Origin of the sequence: Gilvimarinus polysaccharolyticus (assembly GCF_001187555.1) — a bacterium.
Lineage (GTDB): Bacteria > Pseudomonadota > Gammaproteobacteria > Pseudomonadales > Cellvibrionaceae > Gilvimarinus > Gilvimarinus polysaccharolyticus.
This window is the reverse complement of sequence record NZ_LFIJ01000001.1, coordinates 794,894-818,793: the sequence shown is the minus strand read 5'-3', so window position 1 is coordinate 818,793 and position 23,900 is coordinate 794,894. Positions and strand designations below refer to the sequence as shown.

18 protein-coding genes are annotated in these 23,900 nt (G+C 47.5%); 2 read left to right on the top strand and 16 right to left on the bottom strand.

From position 1 onward, the window contains the following. Window positions 1-6: 6 nt before the first annotated feature. Window positions 7-1,752: a BatD family protein gene (locus GILYN3_RS03375; protein WP_049721550.1), complete on the top strand. Its 1,746-nt coding sequence runs from the start codon at window positions 7-9 to the stop codon at window positions 1,750-1,752. Between the two features lie 19 nt (window positions 1,753-1,771). Here the strand turns inward: GILYN3_RS03375 and mdoH are convergent, their stop codons facing one another. The 7 genes from mdoH to ectA all read right to left on the bottom strand — a co-directional run bounded on the left by mdoH (window position 1,772) and on the right by ectA (window position 10,517). Further along, complete coding sequence (mdoH, locus tag GILYN3_RS03370) at window positions 1,772-3,703, bottom strand: glucans biosynthesis glucosyltransferase MdoH (RefSeq protein WP_049721549.1); 1,932 nt, start codon at window positions 3,701-3,703, stop codon at window positions 1,772-1,774. Continuing rightward, the gene (locus GILYN3_RS03365) at window positions 3,675-5,288 is read right to left on the bottom strand and encodes a glucan biosynthesis protein (RefSeq protein ID WP_049721548.1); all 1,614 of its coding nucleotides are present in this window, start codon (window positions 5,286-5,288) and stop codon (window positions 3,675-3,677) included. The genes mdoH and GILYN3_RS03365 overlap by 29 nt, the downstream gene beginning before the upstream one ends. Window positions 5,289-5,751: 463 nt before the next feature. Beyond that, complete coding sequence (locus GILYN3_RS03360; protein WP_049721547.1) at window positions 5,752-6,675, bottom strand: TPR end-of-group domain-containing protein; 924 nt, start codon at window positions 6,673-6,675, stop codon at window positions 5,752-5,754. Then, window positions 6,663-8,099 carry an aspartate kinase gene (locus tag GILYN3_RS03355; protein WP_049721546.1) on the bottom strand — a complete coding sequence of 479 codons (1,437 nt, stop codon included), beginning with the start codon at window positions 8,097-8,099 and terminating at the stop codon, window positions 6,663-6,665. Before GILYN3_RS03355 ends, GILYN3_RS03360 begins: the two co-directional genes overlap by 13 nt. 82 nt (window positions 8,100-8,181) lie before the next feature. Beyond that, entirely contained in the window at window positions 8,182-8,580 is a 399-nt protein-coding gene (locus tag GILYN3_RS03350) for an ectoine synthase (protein WP_049721545.1), read from the bottom strand. Window positions 8,581-8,646: 66 nt separating this feature from the next. After that, window positions 8,647-9,921: a diaminobutyrate--2-oxoglutarate transaminase gene (ectB, locus tag GILYN3_RS03345; RefSeq protein ID WP_049721544.1), complete on the bottom strand. Its 1,275-nt coding sequence runs from the start codon at window positions 9,919-9,921 to the stop codon at window positions 8,647-8,649. Window positions 9,922-10,019: 98 nt separating this feature from the next. Then, a complete protein-coding gene (ectA, locus tag GILYN3_RS03340; RefSeq protein WP_049721543.1) occupies window positions 10,020-10,517 on the bottom strand; it encodes a diaminobutyrate acetyltransferase in 498 nt (165 codons plus the stop codon). A gap of 289 nt (window positions 10,518-10,806) precedes the next feature. On the opposite strand from ectA, the gene GILYN3_RS03335 reads away from it, so the two are divergent. After that, a complete protein-coding gene (locus GILYN3_RS03335; RefSeq protein ID WP_049722540.1) occupies window positions 10,807-11,292 on the top strand; it encodes a MarR family winged helix-turn-helix transcriptional regulator in 486 nt (161 codons plus the stop codon). A 208-nt stretch (window positions 11,293-11,500) separates the two neighbouring features. Here GILYN3_RS03335 and dnaE read toward each other — a convergent pair whose 3' ends face one another. The 9 genes from dnaE to rseP form a co-directional block, all read right to left on the bottom strand. Beyond that, window positions 11,501-15,004, bottom strand: coding sequence for a DNA polymerase III subunit alpha (dnaE, locus tag GILYN3_RS03330; RefSeq protein WP_049721542.1), 3,504 nt, complete (start codon window positions 15,002-15,004; stop codon window positions 11,501-11,503). 8 nt (window positions 15,005-15,012) lie between these two features. Beyond that, window positions 15,013-15,618, bottom strand: coding sequence for a ribonuclease HII (gene rnhB, locus GILYN3_RS03325; protein WP_049721541.1), 606 nt, complete (start codon window positions 15,616-15,618; stop codon window positions 15,013-15,015). A 10-nt stretch (window positions 15,619-15,628) separates the two neighbouring features. Beyond that, window positions 15,629-16,819 (bottom strand): lipid-A-disaccharide synthase, encoded by a 1,191-nt coding sequence (gene lpxB, locus GILYN3_RS03320; RefSeq protein ID WP_049721540.1) that lies wholly within the window; start codon window positions 16,817-16,819, stop codon window positions 15,629-15,631. An 8-nt stretch (window positions 16,820-16,827) separates the two neighbouring features. Next, window positions 16,828-17,598 carry an acyl-ACP--UDP-N-acetylglucosamine O-acyltransferase gene (gene lpxA / locus GILYN3_RS03315; RefSeq protein ID WP_157484846.1) on the bottom strand — a complete coding sequence of 257 codons (771 nt, stop codon included), beginning with the start codon at window positions 17,596-17,598 and terminating at the stop codon, window positions 16,828-16,830. A 24-nt stretch (window positions 17,599-17,622) separates the two neighbouring features. Then, a complete protein-coding gene (gene fabZ, locus GILYN3_RS03310; protein ID WP_049721538.1) occupies window positions 17,623-18,060 on the bottom strand; it encodes a 3-hydroxyacyl-ACP dehydratase FabZ in 438 nt (145 codons plus the stop codon). Between the two features lie 71 nt (window positions 18,061-18,131). Then, on the bottom strand, window positions 18,132-19,160 hold the full coding sequence (lpxD, locus tag GILYN3_RS03305; RefSeq protein ID WP_049721537.1) for a UDP-3-O-(3-hydroxymyristoyl)glucosamine N-acyltransferase: 1,029 nt from the start codon (window positions 19,158-19,160) through the stop codon (window positions 18,132-18,134). A 14-nt stretch (window positions 19,161-19,174) separates the two neighbouring features. Continuing rightward, entirely contained in the window at window positions 19,175-19,696 is a 522-nt protein-coding gene (locus GILYN3_RS03300) for an OmpH family outer membrane protein (RefSeq protein WP_232305497.1), read from the bottom strand. Window positions 19,697-19,799: 103 nt separating this feature from the next. Beyond that, window positions 19,800-22,439, bottom strand: a complete 2,640-nt coding sequence (gene bamA, locus GILYN3_RS03295) for an outer membrane protein assembly factor BamA (RefSeq protein ID WP_049721536.1) — start codon at window positions 22,437-22,439, stop codon at window positions 19,800-19,802. Window positions 22,440-22,533: 94 nt separating this feature from the next. Beyond that, window positions 22,534-23,889, bottom strand: coding sequence for an RIP metalloprotease RseP (rseP, locus tag GILYN3_RS03290; RefSeq protein WP_049722538.1), 1,356 nt, complete (start codon window positions 23,887-23,889; stop codon window positions 22,534-22,536). Window positions 23,890-23,900 lie beyond the last annotated feature (11 nt).

Here is a 23,900-nt window from a genome sequence, read left to right as displayed (position 1 = left end):
TAACCGATGATTAAAAGCAAGACCTTAACCCAATGCCGCCTCTCAAGCGCTAATTTGTTACGTGTACTAGCACTGCTGGTCTGTGTCTTAGCAGGAGTTGGAACATCAGCTCAGGCCAGTAGCGCATCGTTAAGCGCTCAAGTGACCCGAACGCAGATCAGCATCAACGATCAGCTTAGCGTTAAGTTTCAGTTGCGCGGCGGCAGTCAGGCCTCAGAGCCAGACTTCTCGCCAGTACAAGAGGATTTTGAGATTCTCTCGACATATCGCAGCCAACATTCCACCACCATCAATGGTAAACACGACGCCTATTTTGAATGGGACTTAACCCTAGCTCCCAAACGTTTAGGTCAGTTAACCGTGCCGAGTATTCGCGCGGCAGGCACCCAATCAGAATCCATTAGTATTACGGTAAAAGAAGCGCAACAAAACCCCGCTACTGCCGATGCCGACGTTTTTATGACGGTGGAGCCAGATAAATCCAGTGTCTACGTGCAAGAGCAGGTGCTACTGAAAGCTAAAATCTTTGCCCGACAAAACTTTGATGCACAAGAGATACAAGATTTTTCTTTAGATCAAGTCACCATTGAAGCCATCGCCGAGAACAAGTATGTCACCGAGATTGCCGGCACGCCTTATGCTGTGTACGAGCTAACCTTTGCACTGTATCCGCAAAAAAGTGGCACACTGAGTATCCCCTCTCTTGATTACGGCGTACGCTTGCGATCTAACCGCCGCTCGATATTAAGTTTTGGTGGTGGTGAGATTAGACGTGGGCGCAGCTCACCCATTGAGCTTGAAGTAAAACCAATACCTGCGACCAATGGCAGTGGTCCGTGGTTACCCGCAAGCGCTATCAGTTTAAAGCAACACTTTAGTCACGATACAAAATCACTTACCGCGGGCGAACCAATTACACGCAGCATTACGCTTAGCGCCGAAGGCTTACACCCAAGCCAACTGCCGCCTATTGCGACAATCGATACCGAAGGCTTTAGCACTTACACAGATAAACCCCAAACTCAAGAGCGACGCAGTGAGACAGGCTTAAGCAGCGAGCGTACCGATACCATTGCGATGGTTCCCAGCAGCGCAGGCCGCAGAACTTTACCACCGCTTGAGCTTAAGTGGTTTAACACTACCACAGGAGAATTTGAGGTTGCCCGCCTGCCGGCCGTTGAAACCCAAACTAAAATGCCTGTGGGCGATAATAATCCAGCGGTTGCCGCCACACCACCGCCGCAAACATCCACTCTGCCCGGCAGCGTTCAAACAGCTAATGGTTTTAACTACCAGGCGATTCCGCGTTATTTGATTGTGTCGCAAGCGGTAACGCTGATTTTACTTATTATAATGACAGCCCTTTATCTGCGCACACGTAGCCGTGAGCCGCAAGAGCCAAAGCCCGGTGCAAAACAAGATAATAATTTGTGGCGCGCGATTAAAAAGGCAGGGGCAACGGATAATTTGCCCGAGTTACGCCGTGCGTTATTATTATGGGCAGAGACTCATTTTGCTCAGCCCATCAGCCGACTTGAGCAAATTGCTTACTGTGCCAATAAAACCCAGCAGCACGATGAGTTATTGCGGCAGTTGCGGGCGTTAGACCAAGCGATCTATCACCCCAATTTAGATAACAGCGACAGCAAAGCTTTTTCGCCCGGAGATTTATTGCCATTAATTCAACAACTAAGGGTACAAAAGCGCGATGCGTCGGACTCAAACCTGGCACCTTTATACCCTCAACAATAACTGCTGCCAATCGCCCAAGCTATTTAGCAAAACTCTGAATCGGCATATCGCGCCAGCGTGAGGCTGGCAATGCCGGTTCAGGGACGTCGGGGTAAGTATCACTTTGTCCGTTAAGCGCAACCGTTAACGCCGCTAGCACCTCGGGCTCTTGCGCCTCTGAGGGCGCGATAAAAACACCCGCATTACGCAACCACTGCCCCAACGCTAGACTACTGCTGTAACGCACAATGGGCGCCGCTAACACCAAACCTGCCAGTACCGGCAGCATCCACCAAAAAAATACTGGCGTTAATACATAACTAAGCACGCCCCAAACAACAGCAATTAATGTTGCCGGGAAGGTACGAGCAAACGCCTCACGCCAGGGAACCATGCGCCCTTCCCTTGCCTGAGCATTCCAGCTTACTTTATGGCCAATCAATACCGACACCACAAAATATGCATGAAACACCATCATCAACGGTGCGATTAAGATGGCAAATAGCGTCTCGATCAACGAGCCCAGTAAAAGCCGTCGTGCACCACCGAATTGAGCGCGACGTTGCTGCAACGCAATGACAATACCGAACACCTTAGGCAGAATAAGCATCGCCACGGTTAAACTCAGTAAAGAAAAAATTAACCCCGTTTTAACGATCGGCCAGTGGGGAAACAATTGAAACCCCGAGGTGAAAAATACATCGCTGGATAACGCTCGAACAACCGCATCGATACTGCTAAGAGCCAGCATAATTAGCCACAGTAGTGATGATACGTAAGCCACCGCACCCAGTAGAAAGTGCAAACGACTAACTCCGTACAGGCGCGCTCCACCTAGCAGGGCAATATGCTGCATATTGCCCTGTACCCAGCGGCGATCTCGGGTGGCGTAATCCAATAAATTACTGGGTACTTCTTCGTAGCTACCGCGTAGCTCAGCCAGTAATATCACGTTCCAGCCAGCCCGACGCAACAGCGCGGCCTCGACAAAATCATGGCTTAATATTTCACCGCCAAACGGGCCGCGACCGGTCAACTCGGGCAAGCCACAATGCTGCATAAAAGGCTCGATTCTAACAATCGCATTATGCCCCCAATAGTTGGCGGTATCGGTTTGCCAAAAGGCCAGTCCGGTGGCCAACATCGGGCTGTACAAATCGGCGGCAAACTGCAAAAAACGGCCAAACATGGTGCTCTGACGCACCGGTATAGGAACAGTTTGCACCAGTGCTGCCGTGGGATTTTGTTCAATGGCATGAACCAGTGAGAGCATGCACTCACCGCTCATAACGCTATCGGCATCCAGTACAATCATCGCTTCATACTTATCCCCCCAGCGACAACAAAAATCGCTGACGTTGCCGACCTTGCGGCCGCTGTTATCGGTACGACGACGGTAGCTCACCCGTGCCGCCAGCGGCCCAAGTCGTTGACACAGCTGCTGCCAAGCACCGGCCTCGGCACGGGCTAACTCGGGGGATTGAGTATCGCTCAGTAGATAAAAATCAAACGCATCAAGCTGCCCAGTTGCCGCGAGCGAGCGTAAACTGACTTCAAAACCTGCAATCACCCTAGCGGTATCTTCGTTGTATACCGGCATAACAACCGCAGTGCGGGTCGTGACCTCAGGTTCGGGGCTGGGGGTCGCCGACTGCCGCCGTAGGGTGAGCGGATCGAGACGCAGTAACTGTAAGAAAAAACCAATAGCGCCGCTGGTAAAAGCAAAAACAATCCACAAAAAAGTGATACCAAACAGCAGCAATAGGCTCATCTCTAACCAACTAACACCATTAGGTCGCAGAATCTCAAACATCATGCCGACACCTAAAGCTCCCAGCGCTAACACAACCGCAAAAAACAATACTCGGCGCGCTAAGATCCCCGGCAGGCGAATCGTATTTGACTGGGTTGGCACGATGAACTCCGGTTGCTTGGTTGCGGCTTTACTGCACAGTATCGGGGTACCAGACATAACTCCAAACCTCACTTAATTGTTGATCGCGCATAGCTAAAGACACTTGCATATCGGCCGGCTCTTGACCCTCGGGTATTAGCGTAAACGCTACCCGCCATACGCCCTCAACCAGCGGTTCGACCACAACGTGAGTAATCTCGCCGCTCGTCGTATTTACGCGGGCTTGTAATTCTGCCGCGGGAGAAATGTTCTCGAGCTCACCACCGGTAAAATCGATGGCAAACTTTCGGTGCGAACGTGGCGGCCCATCCTCTTGGCCCGGTATAGCTGCCCAACCGGTACGGGTGCGTTCAACCTGCGCTAAATTTTGGCTTGGTAAACGTGTTTCAAAGGTACGCAATTGATAAGAAAACAAGTTTTCAGTCTTGGGTTGTAGCGGATTTTTAGGCACCCAGTAAGCAACAATATTGTCATTGGTCTCGGAGTTGGTAGGAATCTCTACCAACTCTAACCGACCTTCACCCCACGGCCCTTTGGGCGTCACCCACAAACTGGGACGATCAGAATAGTGCGCCTCGGCATCGAGGTAGCTGCTAAATTCACGATCTCGTTGCAACAAACCAAACCCTTTGGGACTTGTGTCTTGCAGCGACGAAACACGCAGCGACTTGGGGTTGCTCAACGGTCGCCAGATCCAATCGCCGTGAGAGTTGTTAAGTAGTAAACCATCCGAGTCGTGAACCTCAGGACGAATATCGTCGACATAACGGGTACTATTTTCACCATGATGAAACATACTGGTTAGCGGCGCTATACCTACTTTGTTGACTTCCGTGCGCGGATACAAAGCCGCATCGACATCCACTACCGTTGGCGCGCCTGGCGCCAGAGTAAAACGATAAGCGCCACTAATAGACGGGCTATCCATCAAAGCTACCACGGTCATCGTGGTTTGTTCTTTATCCGGCTGCAATAACCAAAAATCGCGAAACATGGGAAACTCTTCACCACTGCTTTCGGCGGTATCAATCGCCAGCCCACGGGCAGACAAACCATACATTTGACCGGGCCCGACTAATCTAAAATAAGTTGCCCCCTGAAACACAATAAACTCACTTTTACGGTCGGCTTCATTTAGCGGATAGTGCACACGAAATCCCGCAAAACCAAGATCTTCCGTCACAGCTCCTGCTACCGGCTTAACTTGATCACCATAGCGAAAATATTCAGATTTAAACGGCACGTGGGTATTACTACCGGATTTGTCGACCGTAGTAATACTGACAGGTTCGTTGTAATAGAATCCAGGATGAAAAAACTGAACTTCAAATAATGAATCGTGCTGCCATAGTCCCGCCTCACGACGAAAATATATTGAGCGATACTGCTCGTAGTTCATATCAGCTAAAGCTTGAGGGACATTACTGTCAGGTTTTTGATAGGGTTTATTTGCCAGCTCTTTTGCGTGTTTTTTAACCGTCGCAAAAACCACATCGGGCGTATTAACAGCGGGAGTCGGTTCAGCCGCGCCTGGCAACGACACGCCAGTTAACGCAAGACATAAAAGAAATAACGTACTATAGAATATTCGTTTTATCAGGGTGGGTTCTTTCTCTTGATAGCTGTGTGACACGTCACTCATAGTTCAGTCCTGGGTAAGGTATTGGTTAAAAAAATAACAACCAGAAACTTACTCAGAGCAAATAGCTTGCCAGCTAATATCTATGTGATTTTTAATTATAATGATGCCAAAACTGCCAAATTTTGGACCGACGGGCGGCTAATGATAAGAATTAAACCCAGCATGAACTTATTACTTTGTAGTTATTACATGGGGTTGTAGAGATCGTACCCGCGATGCCTGATAGAGCGTTCGGGCAATAAAAGCAATAACCGTTACGTTAATACCTGCACTGAATGCAGTGGCATACATAACCTTTACACACGAAGAATTACTCGCACGCAGAGCATTAGCATTACTTTTAATGGCACAACATAAAAGATAAAAATGTACGATTGGGTACTTAAAGTGCGATCAAATACCCAAGATAAAACAACCTCTCCGCGTCTTCGATTAAATATTTAGGAGAGGTTATTAAGAGCGCCTAGCTAGACAACAAAGATTTAAAATCTTCTAGATCGTAAAGAGGCTCAAGCGCAGGATCTTCCATAACTGTTTCTCGATAACTATCTGCACGTTCCAGAGTCTCACGCAAATAGTGAATTGCTTGATCGTAGTTACCCAACATCGCCTTAGCGCAGGCCAATTGGTAAAAGGCGTGGGCATTATCTGGGTCGATAGTTAACGCATGCTGGCATAAGTTAATGGCCCATTGCACCTCACCAAGTTCCAAAACCTCGTCAGCCTTATACGTTAGCGCTTCACAGTCATCGGGCCGCAACTCTAGAATTTGATCATAAATAGCAATTTTATTGGCCGACAGGGTTTCCTGTGCCGCTTTAAGCCAAAGCGAGTGCAACTCTTGAGTGCGCTCAATCTCCTCTCGGTTAGCGTCAATATGCTGGGTTTTTTGCGTTAACTGAAGCTCAATTAAGCGTAGACGTTTCTCGTAAACCTCAACCAGTTTACCCACCTCCTCATCGGCGATTTTATTCATACGCTCTTTAATATCGCGCACTGATGTCCAGCCCACCAAAACCAATATTGAGCTAACACCTGCAATCAGATAGAAGAAATAGGTAATGGTATTAGTTGCGTAGCTGACGCCGCGATCAATGGATTCCACATGGCGATCTACCAATTTTTCGGTAAGTTCGACTCGTTGAGCCGCCATTTCGGTACGCAACGCTTTTAATTCATCAAGTATATATCGCTCGATAAACGGGCTGTACATTGGCTCATCTAGTTTTTCTACTGTTGTTCTTAGTTGCTTATCTGCAGCAGGGGCTGCAACAAAAGATGGGGCCTCTTGGGCCCCATCTTTTGTTGTCTCGACGATATCACTTGCATGAGCACCGTAGACGCTCAACACAAGCAATATCAGCGCGCCAGTTGTTAGGCCGCGCATATTGCGTCTCCATGATCGTGAACTTCAATCAAACAGCGGTGTAAGCTTTGTACTGCCAAATCATAGTCGTCTTCATTAATAATAAACTTCATGTCTACTTGCCTAATTGATTGGTGCATAGCAAGAATACTAATATTTACCGCGCTCAGAGCAGATACCGTTTTAGCCAACATTCCAGGCACTTTCATATCGCTGCCAATGGCGGATACCACCGCAACTTTACGGGTATTAATCTCAGCATCAGGGTAAGCTTCTTCTAATTCCCGTCGAATACGATTAACGGTTTTTAAATTGCCGGCCACATAATGCGTAATAGTATTGGCATTAATGTCTTTACTCACAACATGAGCTTTGTAGCGCGCGATCGTTTTGAGTATGTCTGAATCGTAAACACCGATATTCCCCATCATGTCCTGATCGAACAACTCAATAGAGTAAACCCGACGACGACCGGCAATAATTTCGACCCTTGGTGTATCACTTACGTAATCACCTGTAATTAAGGTGCCCGAGTGTTCAGGCTCAAAGGTATTCATAACTCGCAAAGGGATATCGGCTTGACGTAAGCCTTTAGCCGCGCGGGGATGAATCGCTTCCATGCCCAAATTAGCCAGTTGGTCGGCAACATCGTAATTTGTACGACCAATAGGAACCACTTTATCGGCACCGACTAAACGGGGGTCCGCACTACTCAGGTGATATTCTTTGTGAATAATCGCCTCACGAGCACCGGTTATAACGGCAATCCGACTAAAGGTCATTTCACTGTAGCCGCGATCAAAGCTGGCCATTAAGCCTTTATCACAATGGGTATAGCCGGTCACAATAGGCAACTCAGTAGCGTAATCGACATTCGAAAAAGACTGGCCAATCATCGTATCAAGGGATTCAGCCCCTTCCGTCTTCCAGCCTGACAAATCGATAAAACGGGCATTAATGCCATCGCGCTTGAGCAGATGGGCCATATTCCAAGCACTGTGAGCTTCTCCAATGCTGGCAAGCATCTCACGCACGGTAAACAAATGTGTTTGCAGCTCAAAGTGGCCGTGCTGACACAAGCGTTGTAAGTCGGTTAATACCCGTTCGGCATCACTTAGGCGAGTCGAAATAAACTCGTCGGCTTGCAATCTAAGCTCCGTCTCAGAAAATAATTCATGGTTTATAGCAAACATTTTTTCACGCAGAGTGGTAAAGGCTTCATGCCATTCATCATCTTTGCTGGTATTGGCAAATAAGCCATAGACACCAGGCTTTCCATTACTTTTATTTTCTAGCAGCAAATCGGTAATACCGCCGTAGGCGGAAACAACAAACACCCGATTGTAAATGTCGCTACTGTTATTCCCTTTTAATATGACGTTATCGCGCACCGCTGAGTATTCACTCATTGAGGTGCCGCCGATTTTCTCTACTGTATGTTTCATACCATTACCTTTTCTATGCACAAGACTGAATTAAACAAACGAGACTCATTAGCGATATCGCTAACCCCTTGTTTCATTCAAATCAGTCTTTAACCTCTTCTGCGTCCAACTCATACGCACCTTCTGCGTTATGAACTTCTTTTCCATGTAATGGCGGGTTAAAAACACAGGCCATCTTCATTTCCTCATCGGCACGCAAAATGTGTTTATCATTAAGGTTTAGATTGTACACTGTACCGGGCTCAATCGGATAAACCTTGCCGTCAGCGACTGTCTCAACCGATCCATAGCCACTCATACAATAAACTGTTTCAAAATGATTTTGGTAGTGCAAATGCAGCTCGGCATCACGATAAATTGTGGTTATGTGAAACGAGTAACCCATGCCGTCGTTTTTTAGCAGTAAACGTGTACTATCCCACCCTTCTGAGACAATTTTACGGTCGGTTTTCTCTGCATCTTTTAATCGTCTAACAATCATTCTTAACTCCAAAAAATTTGAAAAATGGCGACTAAAAGTCGCCAGAAACATCCTAACTAATAGTATTTACGATGCTTTTTTTAATTTTTCTTTAGCGAACACCTCAGCAAAGCTCGCTTCTAGCATATCTAAGCCTTCATTAAGCGCTTCGACAGTAATGGTTAACGGACAGAAGCATTTAACGATCTGACTATAATTACCCGATGTTTCAATTACCAACCCATTTTCAAAGGCCTTAGCGCAAACCTTTCCCGCCAGCTCACCGGTACGACAATCGATGCCCTGCATCAAACCGCGCCCTTTAAGGCCCAGCGTTATCTCGCCATGTGCGTCAATAATTTTCTTAAAGCGTTTAGTCACAATAGCGGCTTTTTCATGAACGGCCTGCTCAAGTTTGTTATCGCTCCAGTAATGCTCAATGGCGGCTGCAGCGGTAACAAATGCGTGGTTATTACCACGGAAAGTGCCATTATGTTCACCTGGCTCCCACTGATCTAACTCGGGTTTAATCAACACTACCGCAAACGGCAAACCGTAAGCACTTAAAGATTTAGACAAGGTAATCACATCGGGCTTAATCCCCGACTTTTCAAAACTAAAGAAGGAGCCAGTACGGCCACAGCCTGCTTGAATGTCATCTAGGATCGTTAAGATCCCATGCTTTTTACAAAGCTTTTCAACCGCTCGCAACCACTCATCAGTGGCAACGTTCAAACCACCCTCGCCTTGCACAGCTTCTAGTATCATTGCCGCAGGCATATCAATACCACTTGATGGATCAGATAACAGTTTATCCATCATTTTAACGGTATCAACATCTCGACCGTAATAACCACAAAACGGCATGCGGTCGACATCGCTAAGCGATACATTAGCACCACCACGATGATGCTGATTACCGGTCACGGCAACCGCCCCTAACGAACAACCATGAAAGCCGTTGGTAAAGGATACAACATTATTACGACCAGTAATTTTTCGCGCAATTTTAAGCGCTGCTTCAACGGCGTTAGTACCTGTCGGGCCAGTAAACTGCAACACATAGTCCATATCGCGAGGATTTAAGATGTTGTCCCGAAACACTTCTAGGAATTTTCGCTTGGCCGCACTGTGCATATCTAAACCATGGGTAATGCCATCTTCGGCAATATAATCAACCAAGGCTTGCTTGATGTTGTCGTTGTTATGGCCGTAATTCAAAGAGCCCGCACCCGACAGGAAATCAATATAGCGATCACCTGAATCGGTATACAGATAGCAATCTTTCGCCTTATTAAACACGACAGGAAATGACCGAGCGTAAGACTGAACTTCTGATTCCATTTCGTCAAAAATTTTCATGCTATATCCTCAAATAATTAATTTTTACAAATATGTCTGTGTATCTAAGTGATAAATTAGGCCGGCCTAAATAGCCGTGCCTTAAAAAGCCCCTAGCGCTAACGCTTAAAAGGGCCAATCACTAAAAGGTGCTCATCGTCGTGAACACCACCAAAATGGGTATGTGCTTCAAAGTGAACGTCGCTGTTTAACTCGGCATTTAAATCACGAGCCAACGACTTGAACACACCCCATGAGGCGTCGTTATCAGGAGTTATTGTGGTTTGTAGGTGTGTTACCTGCCGGCAAGCATCGCTGGCCAACTGAGCATTAACAAGTCGCTTGGCAAGCCCTAGGCCACGAGCGGCGGGGTCGACCACCAGCTGCCATACAAACAACACACTCGGCTCATTGGGTAGCACATAACCCGATACAAAACCCACCATATGCTCACCTTTAAAAGCGGCTATAGCGGTATCGGCAAAATGCGAGCACTGCAAAAGATTGCAATAAATCGAATTGGGATCTAAAGGCGGATTAGCCGCAACCAGCTGATTAACGGTATAGCCATCGGCCGCCGTGGGGTGACGCAACACAACTGTTTCTGATTCACTCATAACGACTGCTTTTTCCCTAAGGACTAAAAGTAAAAAACAACCGCTAAACACACCTAAACAGGCTATTTAATGACCCAACACGCCATTTACTGGTCGATTCCATTAAAAATATGTTTAGTGGTCTAAGTTTTAATGTATAGTACACTAAGTATATTTACATGTACAGGAAGCACCCATCAGCCGAGGCACTACCATGAGTAAAGCAGCTAGCTATCATATAGACGCAGAAATATTAGGACTCGAAGCAAAAGCTGCTTATACTTTCGCGCTTTCAAATCAGAGAACGGCAATGGATAGAATAGAAGAAGTTCTGGTGTCGCTGCGCCGAGTTATCCGGGCTACTGACCTACACTCTAAAAGGCTGGTTAAAACGGCTTCAGTCACCGGCCCGCAGCTATTGCTGATGCAGATGCTGCAAAACAAAGGCGATATGACGATCAGCGAGCTGGCACGGGATATGAGCTTATCTCAAGCCACGGTTACTACCGTGCTCGATCGGCTAGAAAAGCGTGAACTTATAACACGAGTCCGCTCACAGCAGGACAAACGCAAGGTTTACCCACAACTTACCCATAAAGGCAGTAAGATCTTAGAGAAAGCCCCTACTGCCATGCAGGATGACTTTGTCAGAAGCTTTAAAGACCTAAAGGATTGGGAGCAAGGGATGATTATTGCATCGCTGCAGCGGGTGGCCTCGATGATGAATGCCGAAACCCTAGACGCCGCACCCTTTTTGGACGTTGGTGCGCTAGACCGCGGGGAAGCGGATAAATAATACCGTTAGCAAGCTGCCAAACGATGTAATTATTGCCCCTAAACAGCGCTATTCAGCATTAACACCCCAGGGCACAGCTTATGGCTCGGGTGTATTAGCCGGCTATAGCCGCTACTTCATCACTCACACAAACTACTTAGTGTACTAATGCTTTTACTCACAAAAATTATCACCATACAGTAACTATTAGAGCACTAAGTATTAGCTTTTAACGGTAATCGAGCCGTACGTTGCCAGCGCCAAAATCCTCTCTAAGGCGCTGTAATAAATCATCCTCTGGACGCACACACCACTGCTCACCTAACCGTAGCTGGCAGCGTGCGTCCGAACGCTCATAATTAATAACGATTGGACATTTTCCGTCACGGTACGGCTCTAGGCACTCACGTAAGCGTGAGGGGGCATTTACCCCTAACTCCCCCGCATTAAGCGACAAACACAATGCTCGCGCCTTATCTTGACGCACTTCGGCTAAGTTACGGACAACATCAGCCCGCATCTTCAAGCTATTGCTGTAATCATCATGGCTAATTTGCCCTTCAACCAATAACAGAGCGTCCTTAACCAGCAATTCGCGACACTCATTAAACGTGTCAGAGAAAACTGCAATCTCGATGCGTCCAGTACGATCATCCAATGTAACAAACGCCATAGTTTCACCGCGTTTGGTTTTCATGGTACGTGTCGCAACTACTAACCCGCCGATACGCTGGCTGCTTTTTTCTGGAGTAATGTTAGCGATTCGTGACGATACTAAAAAATTGATCTCTTGATCGTATTCGTCAATCGGGTGACCGGTTAAGTAAAGCCCTAGTGTTTCGTTCTCGGCGGTCAAGCGCTCTTTCATCGACCAAGGACGAACACGCGAGAACTCTCGATAAACATCTTCGGTACTAGCAGCAGAGGGCACGACATCGCCAAATAAATCGACCATACCTGCACTGGCATTTGCCGCGCTTTGCTCGGCGGTTTTAACCGCCTCGGTAATGGCGGCAAACATCACTGCCCTATCGCGGTCAAAATTACAGCTCGGCCCAAGGTTGTCCGCAGCCCCCGAGCGCACCAAAGCTTCTAATGCACGCTTATTGACCTTGCGCGGATCAACTCTGGCACAAAAATCAAACAAATCATTAAATGGGCCGCCAGTTTCCCGAGCGTGAATAATGCTATCAACTGGGCCCTCACCCAGCCCTTTAATAGCACCAAGACCATAAATAACGTTATTGTCGTCATCTACTGTAAATTTCAATTCGCCACGGTTCACATCTGGCGGCAACAGTGTCAAACCCATGGTGCGACATTCTTCGATAAAGGTTACTACTTTATCGGTCTTATCCATGTCCGAGCTCATGGTCGCAGCCATAAAATGCGCGGGATAATGGGTTTTTAACCAAGCCGTTTGATAAGACACCAATGCGTAAGCGGCCGAGTGAGATTTGTTAAAACCATAACCGGCAAATTTCTCTACCAGGTCAAAAATTTTCATCGCCAGGGTTGGATCGATTCCCTTGCCCTTAGCACCTTCAGCAAAAAACTCGCGCTGCTTAGCCATTTCTTCAGGCTTTTTCTTACCCATCGCACGACGTAATAAATCGGCCGAACCCAAGCTGTAACCCGCCAATTCTTGGGCGATCTGCATAACCTGCTCTTGGTAAACAATAACGCCATAAGTAGGTTTAAGAATTGGCTCTAAACTCTTATGCTGGTATTTCGCGTCTGGGTAAGCAACCTCAGCCTTACCATGCTTACGGTTTACAAAGTCGGTCACCATGCCTGAGTCGAGGGGCCCCGGCCGAAATAGTGCCACCAAAGCAATCATATCTTCGAGGTTATCGGGCTTTAAACGCTTAATAAGATCTTTCATGCCGCGCGACTCAAGCTGAAACACTGCAGTAGTCTCAGCCCGCTTTAGCATGTCAAAGGTTGGCTTATCTTCAAGATCGATGGTGGTAATATCCAACGCTGGCAGATCTGATTTAGCACGCTGGGCGTTAATCATCTTCATCGCCCAGTCGATGATCGTTAAAGTACGCAACCCAAGGAAGTCGAACTTAACGAGACCTGCATCTTCTACGTCGTTTTTATCATACTGGGTTACCAGCCCCTTTCCCGACTCATCACAATACAGCGGTGAAAAATCTATCAACTGATTTGGTGCGATAACCACGCCACCGGCGTGCTTGCCTACGTTACGCGTTAAGCCTTCAAGCTTAACCGCCATATCCCAAATCTCTTGCGCATCGCCATCGGTCTCCAACAACTCACGCAGTATGTCGACTTCTTCCAGCGCTTGTTTAAGGGTCATCCCTGGCGTGGGAGGGATCATTTTTGAGAGTTTATCGGCCAAGCCATAAGACTTGCCTAACACTCGCGCCACATCCCGCACCACCGCTTTTGCCGCCATAGTACCAAAAGTGATGATCTGGCTTACCGCCTCACGACCATAAGTCTCAGCGACATAATTAATAACGCGGTCGCGGTTTTCCATACAAAAATCGACATCGAAATCGGGCATCGAAACCCGCTCTGGATTCAAAAATCGCTCAAACAGCAAATCGTATTGCAATGGGTCTAGATCAGTAATTTCTAACGAGTAAGCAACCAATGAACCGGCACCGGAACCCCGCCCAGGACCTACTGGAATACCGTTTTCTTTCGCCCAACGGATAAAATCCATTACGATAAGAAAGTAACCCGGAAACCCCATTTGCAAAATAATATCCAGCTCAAATTGCATTCGGTCGCGGTACACCTGATATCGCTCGGTATAGTCTGGGGCCGTCTTATCAAGAATTTTTTCAAGCCGCATATCCATGCCATCGAGGCAAACTTTTTCAAAAAATTCGTTTTCTGTCAGTCCATCAGGAATAGGGTACTGCGGTAGAAAATACTCTCCCAACTTAATGTTCACGGTGCAGCGTTTAGCAATCTCTACCGAGTTTTGCAATGCCTCGGGAATATCACTAAACAACTCCAACATTTCATCAGCTGAACGCAAGTATTGTTGTTCGGAGTAACGCCTCTCGCGGCGTGGATCATCCAGCGCTCGCCCCTCGGCAATACATACTCGCGCTTCGTGCACCTCAAATTCGTCAGCGCGCAAAAAACGCACATCATTAGTAGCTACCACAGGACACTGTGCTTCATCCGCTAGGGCAACTGCCGCATGTAAATAAGACTCTTCATATTCGCGCCCGGTGCGTTGTAGCTCGAGATAAAAGCGCCCCGGAAATTCAGCCATCCAATGTGCAAGCTCGGTGCGTGCTTGAGCATTTCGACCTGACAATAACGATAGACCAATATCTCCCAGACGACCGCCCGACAAAGCAATCACGCCAGCAGAGAACTCACTAACCCAGCTGCGTTCAATATACGCCACGCCCTGCTGCTGACCTTTTTGATAAGCTCGCGAGATCAGCGCGATAATATTTTTATAACCAGCGTCATTCATGGCCAGCAATGTAATCACTGTCGGCTTAGATTCGGAATCGGCGCCATTAATTAAAAAGTCACAGCCCACAATAGGCTTAACACCTTGCCCTTGCATGGCTTTATAGAATTTAATAAGGCCGTAAAAGTTGGTTTGGTCGGTCACGCCACAAGCTGGCATGTCGAGCTCGCGTAAGCGTGCCGCTAATGGCTTAATGCGAACAAGGCTATCCGATAAAGAATATTCTGTATGCAGCCGAAGATGTACAAATTGTGCAGTCATATATACCGTTAAAATATTGTCAGTTGTTCGAGCTGGCGCTTAACTGGCGCAAAAGATCGGCGATGAATATCACAGACGCCCAGCTTGGCCAATGCTGCCATATGAACTTTAGTCGGATAGCCTTTGTGACCCGCAAAACCATAACCTGGGTACATTTCATCAAACGCAACCATTTCGGCATCACGAGTCACTTTTGCCAATATTGACGCTGCGCTAATCGCCGCAACTCGGCTATCGCCCTTTACCACCGCCTCTGCGCTGTAGCGCCAAGCGGGTATTTTATTACCATCAACCAATACGTGCTCGGGTTGAACCGACAAGCCTTCTACCGCGCGACGCATAGCCAATAGGCTCGCCTGTAGAATATTAATGGAGTCGATTTCAGCAACGCTAGCGCGTGCCACACAATAACTTAACGCCTGCTCTTTAATAATATCAAACAGGTCATTACGACGTTTTTCGGTTAATTTTTTAGAATCGTTAAGGCCGATTATCGGACGCTTTGGGTCTAGCATTACCGCAGCAGCGACTACATCCCCAGCCAGCGGGCCACGTCCCACCTCATCGACGCCTGCAGCCAACGCGCCGCTATAACAAGAAACAAACGGCTCCATGGAGTCACCTCTATATTAAACTGCGATTATCAGTATTGGCCGAAGCTGTCGTGTCGCCTTCAATTAAATTAACAACGGCCTGGGCGGCAGCGGCACTGGCATTGCAACGCAGCGAATTGTGCAGCTGTAAAAAGCGCTTTTTAAGTGTCGCTACATCTTGAGGGTTGGAAAAATAATTTAATACCTCGGCGGCAAGTCCCTCAGCTGTTGCGTCTTTTTGAATTAACTCAGGCACTAACAGTTCATCAGCCAATAAATTAGGTAATGACACATAAGGCACTTTTAACATTGCCGATATTATTTTGTATGACAGCCAGGCCACTTTGTAACTGACCACCATGGGTTTTTTAAGCAACATCGCCTCAAGCGCTGTAGTACCCGATGCCAATACCACCACATCAGCCGCAGCCATCACCTCATGGGACTGACCTTGCACCAAGGTTATGGGTAAATCGCTAAAGCTACTTAATTGCTGATGAATTTGTCGATAGCGTTGGCCACTAGCAGCGGGGACAATAAACCTAAGTCCGGGACGTTGCTCTAAGCACAGTCGAGCGGCCTGATAAAAAAGCGGCCCTAATCGCTCGACCTCGCCATGCCGACTACCGGGCAGCAAAGCCACCACCGGCGTTTCAGCACTCAGATCAAGGTTCAAGGTATCGCGGGCAAGTACTGCATCACTCTGCAGCGGAATATCATCGGCCAGAGGGTGGCCGACAAACTGCACCGGCACATCGTGATCACGATAAAATTGCGCCTCAAAAGGCAGTAATGTCAGCATTAAATCGACTGCACGTCGAATTTTTTTAACCCGATTTTGACGCCACGCCCACACCGATGGACTAACGTAGTGAACCGTTTTTACACCACTGTCGTGGGGGTTCTCTTCTAGGGTTAGATTGAAGTCTGGCGAATCGATCCCGATAAAAATCGCGGGTTGTTGCTGACTAAAATGATCCGTCAAAAATCGACGAATCCGCAGCAACTCTGGCAAGCGCTTTAACGGCTCGACCAATCCCATCACGGCTAAACGGTCTTGCGGAAAAAAAGAATGGAACCCCTCGGCCAGCATGCGTGGCCCGCCAATACCGGAAAACTCTATATGAGGGTAATGTTTTTTTAAAGCGCGGATCAAACCCGCCCCCAGAATATCTCCTGAGGCTTCTCCGGCAACAATGCCGACTTTCAGCGTCTGAGTCATAGCTCCGATTAGCGGACAATCCCGCGCTTAGAGGTGGTCAATGATTCGATCATAGCGCTAACTGCCGGATGCTCGGCGGCTAGCGATTCAAGCTGAACTAGCGCCTCATCAACGGTAAGTCCACGACGGTAAATCACTTTAAAGGCTCGAGTAATAGCCGTGATTTCTTCTTTGCCAAATCCTCGGCGACGCAAACCTTCTGCGTTAACACTTTTCGCCGCCGCAGGAGCGCCGTTAACTAAAACATAAGCCGGCACATCTTTGCCAATAGCACTGCCCATACCACTAAAGCTGTGAGCGCCAATATTGCAAAATTGATGAACCAAGGTAAAGCCGCTTAAAATCGCCCAATCTCCTACAACAACATGCCCCGCCAGTGAGGTATTGTTAACCAAAATGCAATGATTGCCCACTACACTGTCATGGCCGATATGCACATAAGCCATAATCAAGTTGTGATTACCGATTCTAGTTTCCGAGCGATCTTGAACCGTACCGCGATGGATGGTCACGCCTTCACGAATAATATTGTCATCGCCAATAATAAGCTTAGTCGGCTCACCGTTATATTTTAAATCTGGCGTGTCTTCACCAACGCTGGAGAATTGAAATATTTGATTGTTTTTACCAATCTTCGTCGGGCCTTTAATCACCACATGAGAGGCGATTACACTGCCCGCCCCAATCTCTACATTTGGGCCGATAATGGTCCAAGGGCCAACCCGAACATCATCGGCGAGCTTGGCATCAGGGTGAATAACGGCTTGGGGAGCTATCAAGGTCAACTCAATCGAGCCTCTTTATTAAACTTTACGGTCGGCACAAAGAATAGTGGCCGATGCCGCTAACTCACCATCGACGGTCGCCTTACACGCAAACTTCCAAACGCCTCGCTTTGACGAAACAATCTGAGACTCTAGCTGTAATCGATCACCAGGAATGACTTGTCGCTTAAAGCGCACGTCATCGACCCCTGCAAACAAATAAATAGATCCGTCTTGTGGTTTCTTGTCCATGGTTTTAAAACCAAGTACACCTGACGCTTGCGCCAGAGCTTCCAAAATCAGAACACCGGGAAATACTGGAAAATCGGGGAAATGGCCATTAAAGACGTCTTCGTTAATGGTTATATTTTTATAGGCGACTATCGATTCGCCCACGACCAGCTCCACCACCCGATCGACCAAAAGCATCGGATAGCGGTGCGGAAGGTATTCACGGATTTCGTTTACGTCCATCATCTTTTATGTGGCCTTATTAATACTAATGCACTGATTGAGCCTGCCAAAACGCATATGTGCTGCGGGCAGGTTTACTTATTACTGTCTCGCTCTAAGGCTTTAAGCCTAGCAGCTATTTGATTAAGCTGGTTAAAACGAACGGCATTCTTACGCCACTCACGCGTCACTATAGCGCTATTACCGGAACTGTAACTACCCGGCACAGTAATCGATTTAGTGACCATCGACATGCCCGTTATATGGACATTATCGGTTATCTCTATATGACCGGTAATACCTACTGCACCGGCCATAGTACAATGACGGCCAATGACAGTACTGCCTGCTATACCACAGTTAGCCGCAATGGCTGTGTGCTCACCAATGCGACAATTATGCGCGATATGCACCTGATTATCGATTTTGACACCATCACTTATCACTGTGTCATCTAATGCCCCGCGGTCTATTGCCGTAGATGCACCAATTTCAACTCGGTTGCCAATTATAACACTGCCAAGCTGATGAATTTTACACCAACTGCCATCTTTATCGGGTGCAAAGCCAAATCCGTCAGAACCTATCACGCAACCACTGTGTAGCACCGAGTCTTGGCCGATAACAACAGCATGATAAATTGAGACATTAGCAAAAAGTCTTGTCCGATCACCTATTGAGACATCGGCGCCAATATAACAACCGGCTCCCACAATCACATCATCGCCAATAACCACACCACTATCGATTACAGCATTAGCGCCAACACTGACGTTACTACCGAGTCGCACATTAGCGGCGACCACGGCAGACGCATGCACTGAGCGGGCAATTGTATCACCGCTGCGATCAAATAATTTGCTGAGTCGTGCGTACGCGAGATAGGGGTTATCAACCAGTAGCTTAACACCACTGTAGTGCTCAGCATCAGCCGGGCGTAGCATGACCGCTCCCGCCTGAGATTGACTTAAATACTTGATATAAGCTGCGCCTGCTAAAAAACTGATCTGATCTGTTTTGGCGGCAGCCAAACCAGCAATGCCGGTTATTATTAAACCGGCATTGCTATCGTCGATCTCGGCGCTGAGATAATCCGCCAGTTGGCGAAGAGTATAGTTAGTCACGTGTTCCGCTCAGGTTATTGTGACTTATTCAGACGCTCGATTAATTTAGCCGTAATGTCGTGATCTGCATCGGCATGAAAAACAGATTGAGCATTTACGATCATGCCGATTTTTTCATCTTCAATGAGTTTTTCAAGTACCGGGCGAACTTTAGGGGCTAGTTCTTGCTGTACACGTTGCAATACTTGCTGCTGCTCACCTTGTAACTTCTTCTGCGCCAGCTCGTAATCAGCTCGCAAGTACTCAATTTTTTTACGGTGTTCAGCTAATTTATCTTCTGACCAAGTCATGCCATCTTTTTCGGCGCTTTCTTGTAATGCTTTGATATCAGCCACATAGCTTTCTAACTTGGCACGCATAGCAGAGAATTCAGCGTTTTTTTGCAAGTTTTCCATGCTCTTTTTAGCCAGTTCAGTACCCAAGATAGCGGCTTGCATATCAAGCACCACCACCTTGTCGGCAGCAAGCGCCGAGGTAGCCGTAGCGGCTGTGGCGGTTAAAGTCATAGCAAGTAGCAGGTTCTTTATAATGTTCACAACTCATTCCTCTATATTTGTAGTTGTATCTAGCTTTAATTAATCAGCTCTCTGGTAGCTCGTGAGGTTAACACCCCACGCTCCATTGAGAAATTTCGCCCTATTAAAAAGTACGACCCATCGAGAACTGGAAGCTCTCTTCTCGGTCAAGCTCATTTTTATGCAGAGCTTTAGACAAGCTAAACGTCATTGGCCCAAAGCTGGAAATCCACGTTAATCCTAAACCCGCAGCCGAGCTAATACGGTCAAGGGCGAAATCATAACAGTTAATCTGGGTAGAACTACAGTTTGTATCAAAAACATTACCCGCATCAACAAAAAGTGCTGTTTGAAATGAACGCTGATCTTCAATAAATGGCAACGGAAATATCACTTCAAGACTGGTCTCGACCAGGAAGTTACCTCCAAATGAACGACTCTGATCGGTAACCTGAGAAGACGGGGTGGTTATTAATTGGCCAGGGCGACAACCTAGCTCCGAGTCTTCACACAATACGTTTACGTAGCCACCCGTTTCGTTTGAATCAATAACCCCATCGCCGTTTAAGTCATCCCAAGTGCTGTATTGCAAAAACTGCTGCTCTGCCGGTGTGGCGCGAGGGCCCAAGCTATTGCGCTCAAAACCACGGACCGAACCAAAACCACCGGCATAGGAATGCTCAAAAAAGGGCAACTCATCGGTTTCACCATAGGCATCGGAATAGCTCAAACGAGTGCGTAGGCGCAATGTTAAGCTCCGCGTGAGCGGCTGAAACATCTGCGCATCATAACTCAGTTTGTAATATTCGAGATCGCCACCTGGCAGCGCCACCTCCAATCCCAAACGTTGCGAGGAGCCACGTGTCGCAAGAATACCGCGGTTAAGGGTTGACTTCGCCCACCCCACATTCGTAACAAAATCGTGAAACTCCGTACCGTTTACATCCAAAAAGCCTGGCTCGCCTTTAATCAGGTCAATATCATTCTCATCCGATGGCACAGGCAAGGTATCAATGAGCCCGGTAGGAAAATCATTGCCTTGCGCAATTAAATCAAGCAACTCGAAGTAATCGTCTTGAGTGATATATTCAGCGCTGTCTGCATACAGAGGAGTTCGCAAAATCTCGCGCACTGAGTATGAGCTGGGCTTAACCGTTAAGTTACGAAACCCAACACTAAAACTTAATCTCTCGATATCAGAGATCGGGTAACCAAAGCTAACATTGCCGCCCAAAATATCGGTGCTGTAACCGGCCACGTTGATCTGTCCATAGTCACTGCTCTGATAAAAAAGATCAAAGCCACGACTGACACCATCAGGCGTAAAGTATGGATCGTTATAATTGAAATTGTAGGCTGTTTGATACACAGAATGGCTAGCCGAAATACCCACTTGCTTACCCGTGCCAAACCAATTGCTCTGCTGGATATTGCCAGAGATCATTAAACCTGAGTATTCCGCATAACCTAACTGCAACCCCATACTGCCAGACGGTTGTTCCTCGACCGTAAAGTCGACGTCTACTTGATCTGCCACCCCTGGGACCTCAACAGTATCAACCGTTACCTCTTTAAAGTAACTAAGCCGTTGCAATCGAATTTTCGAGTGCTCAATTTGCGAAGTAGAAGCGGCACCACCTTCCATCTGACGCATTTCACGGCGCAAGACGTTATCTTTTGTATTGGTATTCCCCCGAAAGTTAATACGTCGCACATAGGCACGTTTTTTCGGGTCAACAAAGAAGGTAACTTTTACCGTTTTATCTTCTTCATTACGCTCGGGGATACCCTCAACCTCGGCAAAAGTGTAACCCTCATTACCCAAACGGTTGGTAATATACTCGGCACTGGTAGTCATTAATGATTGCGAGAAAGTGTCCCCTTCACGCAATAAAATTAAGCGTCGAATGTATTGCTCGGCAATCGCCGGGTCGCCAGCCAAATCAACTTCACTGACTTTATAAATATCGCCTTCTGCAACATTAAGGGTAATAAATACTTGTGATTTATCTGGGCTCAGCGACACCTGAGTAGAGACCAGATTAAAACCCAAATATCCTCGATCAAGATAATAAGATTCTACTCGTTCGATATCACCGGTGAGCTTTTCTCGATTGTATTTGTCATCGCCGGTAATCCACGAAAACCAACCTGTGGTTTGCAGCTCAAACAGCTTTAATAACGTCTCGTTATCAAAGGCTTGGTTGCCTACAACGTTGATCTTTTTAATGCGAGCTGTCTCACCTTCATTAATGGTAATTAACACCTTAACTTGGTTGCGAGGCAGGTCCTCAATCTCAATATCCACCGAGGCGCCATAGCGGCCCTGACCGATGTATTCGCGTTCCAGCGCTTGGCTAATACCATTAAGGGTCGCGCTTTGATAGATCTGCCCTTCCGACAAACCATTGTCCGTTAAGCTCTCCATTAGCTGCTCGGTTTTAATAACCTTGTTACCCTCAATGGTGATCTCGTTGATGGCCGGGCGCTCTTTAACTATCAGCACCAACACATCGCCATCACGACCAATAGAGACATCGGTAAACAAGCCGACCTTAAACAGCTCTCGGGTGGAACGCTGAAGGTCAACCGGTGATAAAGTGTCGCCGACACGGATCGGCAAAGCGCTAAAAACTGTACCAGCAGAGACCCGCTGCAAGCCCTCGACACGTATATCATTGACCCTAAAAGTTTGAGCGTGTACCGCAACTGAAAAGCACGCTGCCAACAGCAGGCCGAATAATCGAATGGAAACTTGCATCATATAGTTCGTTCTATTTTTGGATTATGAGTTTGTACAAACACAACGCCCGCTAGCCACCGAGTAATGCACGGTGGTTACTGGTTTCCTTACAGGATTAGAGCCTCATGATGTCATTATAGAGCGCGAGTATTGTCAGGCCTATTACCATGACCAGCCCTAGTTGATAGCCCACCGCTTGCACTTTTTCTGATACCGGACTGCCCTTCACGAGCTCAACAATGTAGTACATTAAATGACCTCCATCGAGCACCGGTATCGGTAATAAATTAAATACCCCGAGCGACACACTAAGCAGCGCTAAAAACCCCAAAAAGCTGCGCCAGCCGTTTTCAGCCTCAGAGCCCGCAACCTTAGCAATGGTAATTGCTCCGCTCAAGTTTTTTGTCGAGATTTCGCCAAAAATCAGCTTCTTAACGGACAACAAAACAAACGCAGAAGTTTCCCAAGTTCTGTCCACACCGGCAACAAAACCGCTTATTAGTGAATAATCTCGAGTTCGCAGCATTTCTTCGGGCCATTGCCCTGGCGCCATCGACATGCCAACCCGACCAAAACTCTCACCATTTTCGGTAACAGTCGCAGGTGTCATGTTCAGGGTGATCTTCTGTTCATCACGCTCAACCATTACAGCAATGCTTTGAGCCGGACGCGCTTTAACGTAATTAATCCAGTCGCGAGCATTGCTTATTATCTGATCATTGGCGGCAATTATTTTATCGCCGGGGATAAGTCCCGCATTGTCTGCCGGACTGTCTGGAGTTACTTCAGCGGCAACCGCTGGAACCTCAGGCACAAAGGGCTTAACCCCAAGCCCAGATAATGGCTCAGGTTCGTCCACGCCACGTAGCCAACCGTCCAATTGAGCCTCGGACTGATAACGCAAACTAGAATTAAGATAGCGCGTGGTAAATGTAAGCGTTCCGGTCTCACCTAGTCGACGCAACAGCTGCTTGTGCACTTGTTGCCACGAACTTGTGACAACACCATCTACCGCGAGTATCTCTTGCCCAGGCTCTAGGTTGGCCGCAGCCGCCACTGAGCCCGGCGTTACCGAACCGATTACCGGCGCAATACCGCGCTCGCCACTGGACACCAAAAGCATCCAAAAAATCAAAATAGCAAGGATAAAATTGGCAACGGGGCCGGCCAGTACAATAGCAATACGCTTTGCGACACTTTGACGATTAAATGCCTGATGTACCTCAGCAGGGTCTACTTCACCCTCGCGCTCATCGAGCATTTTAACGTAGCCACCTAAAGGAATTGCCGAGAGTGCGTATTCGGTGCCCGACTTATCGTAGCGCCGCACCAAAACCTTACCAAAGCCAACAGAAAAGCGCAGCACCTTGACGCCACAGCGCCTAGCCACGTAAAAATGACCAAACTCATGGATTGTCACCAATACAATAATGGCGACTAAAAACCAGAACAAAATCTGTAGTATTCCCACTGTTACCTCAT

What these genes read in the sequence shown, in the direction of transcription:
- GILYN3_RS03375 (WP_049721550.1), top strand. Translation starts at nt 7, where the DNA reads ATGATTAAAAGCAAGACCTTAACCCAATGCCGCCTCTCAAGCGCTAAT.
- GILYN3_RS03365 (WP_049721548.1), bottom strand. Translation starts at nt 5,288, where the DNA reads ATGAGTGACGTGTCACACAGCTATCAAGAGAAAGAACCCACCCTGATA.
- GILYN3_RS03335 (WP_049722540.1), top strand. Translation starts at nt 10,807, where the DNA reads ATGGATAGAATAGAAGAAGTTCTGGTGTCGCTGCGCCGAGTTATCCGG.
- mdoH (WP_049721549.1), bottom strand. Translation starts at nt 3,703, where the DNA reads ATGTCTGGTACCCCGATACTGTGCAGTAAAGCCGCAACCAAGCAACCG.
- ectB (WP_049721544.1), bottom strand. Translation starts at nt 9,921, where the DNA reads ATGAAAATTTTTGACGAAATGGAATCAGAAGTTCAGTCTTACGCTCGG.
- dnaE (WP_049721542.1), bottom strand. Translation starts at nt 15,004, where the DNA reads ATGACTGCACAATTTGTACATCTTCGGCTGCATACAGAATATTCTTTA.
- GILYN3_RS03360 (WP_049721547.1), bottom strand. Translation starts at nt 6,675, where the DNA reads ATGCGCGGCCTAACAACTGGCGCGCTGATATTGCTTGTGTTGAGCGTC.
- fabZ (WP_049721538.1), bottom strand. Translation starts at nt 18,060, where the DNA reads ATGATGGACGTAAACGAAATCCGTGAATACCTTCCGCACCGCTATCCG.
- GILYN3_RS03350 (WP_049721545.1), bottom strand. Translation starts at nt 8,580, where the DNA reads ATGATTGTTAGACGATTAAAAGATGCAGAGAAAACCGACCGTAAAATT.
- GILYN3_RS03355 (WP_049721546.1), bottom strand. Translation starts at nt 8,099, where the DNA reads ATGAAACATACAGTAGAGAAAATCGGCGGCACCTCAATGAGTGAATAC.
- lpxB (WP_049721540.1), bottom strand. Translation starts at nt 16,819, where the DNA reads ATGACTCAGACGCTGAAAGTCGGCATTGTTGCCGGAGAAGCCTCAGGA.
- rnhB (WP_049721541.1), bottom strand. Translation starts at nt 15,618, where the DNA reads ATGGAGCCGTTTGTTTCTTGTTATAGCGGCGCGTTGGCTGCAGGCGTC.
- bamA (WP_049721536.1), bottom strand. Translation starts at nt 22,439, where the DNA reads ATGATGCAAGTTTCCATTCGATTATTCGGCCTGCTGTTGGCAGCGTGC.
- ectA (WP_049721543.1), bottom strand. Translation starts at nt 10,517, where the DNA reads ATGAGTGAATCAGAAACAGTTGTGTTGCGTCACCCCACGGCGGCCGAT.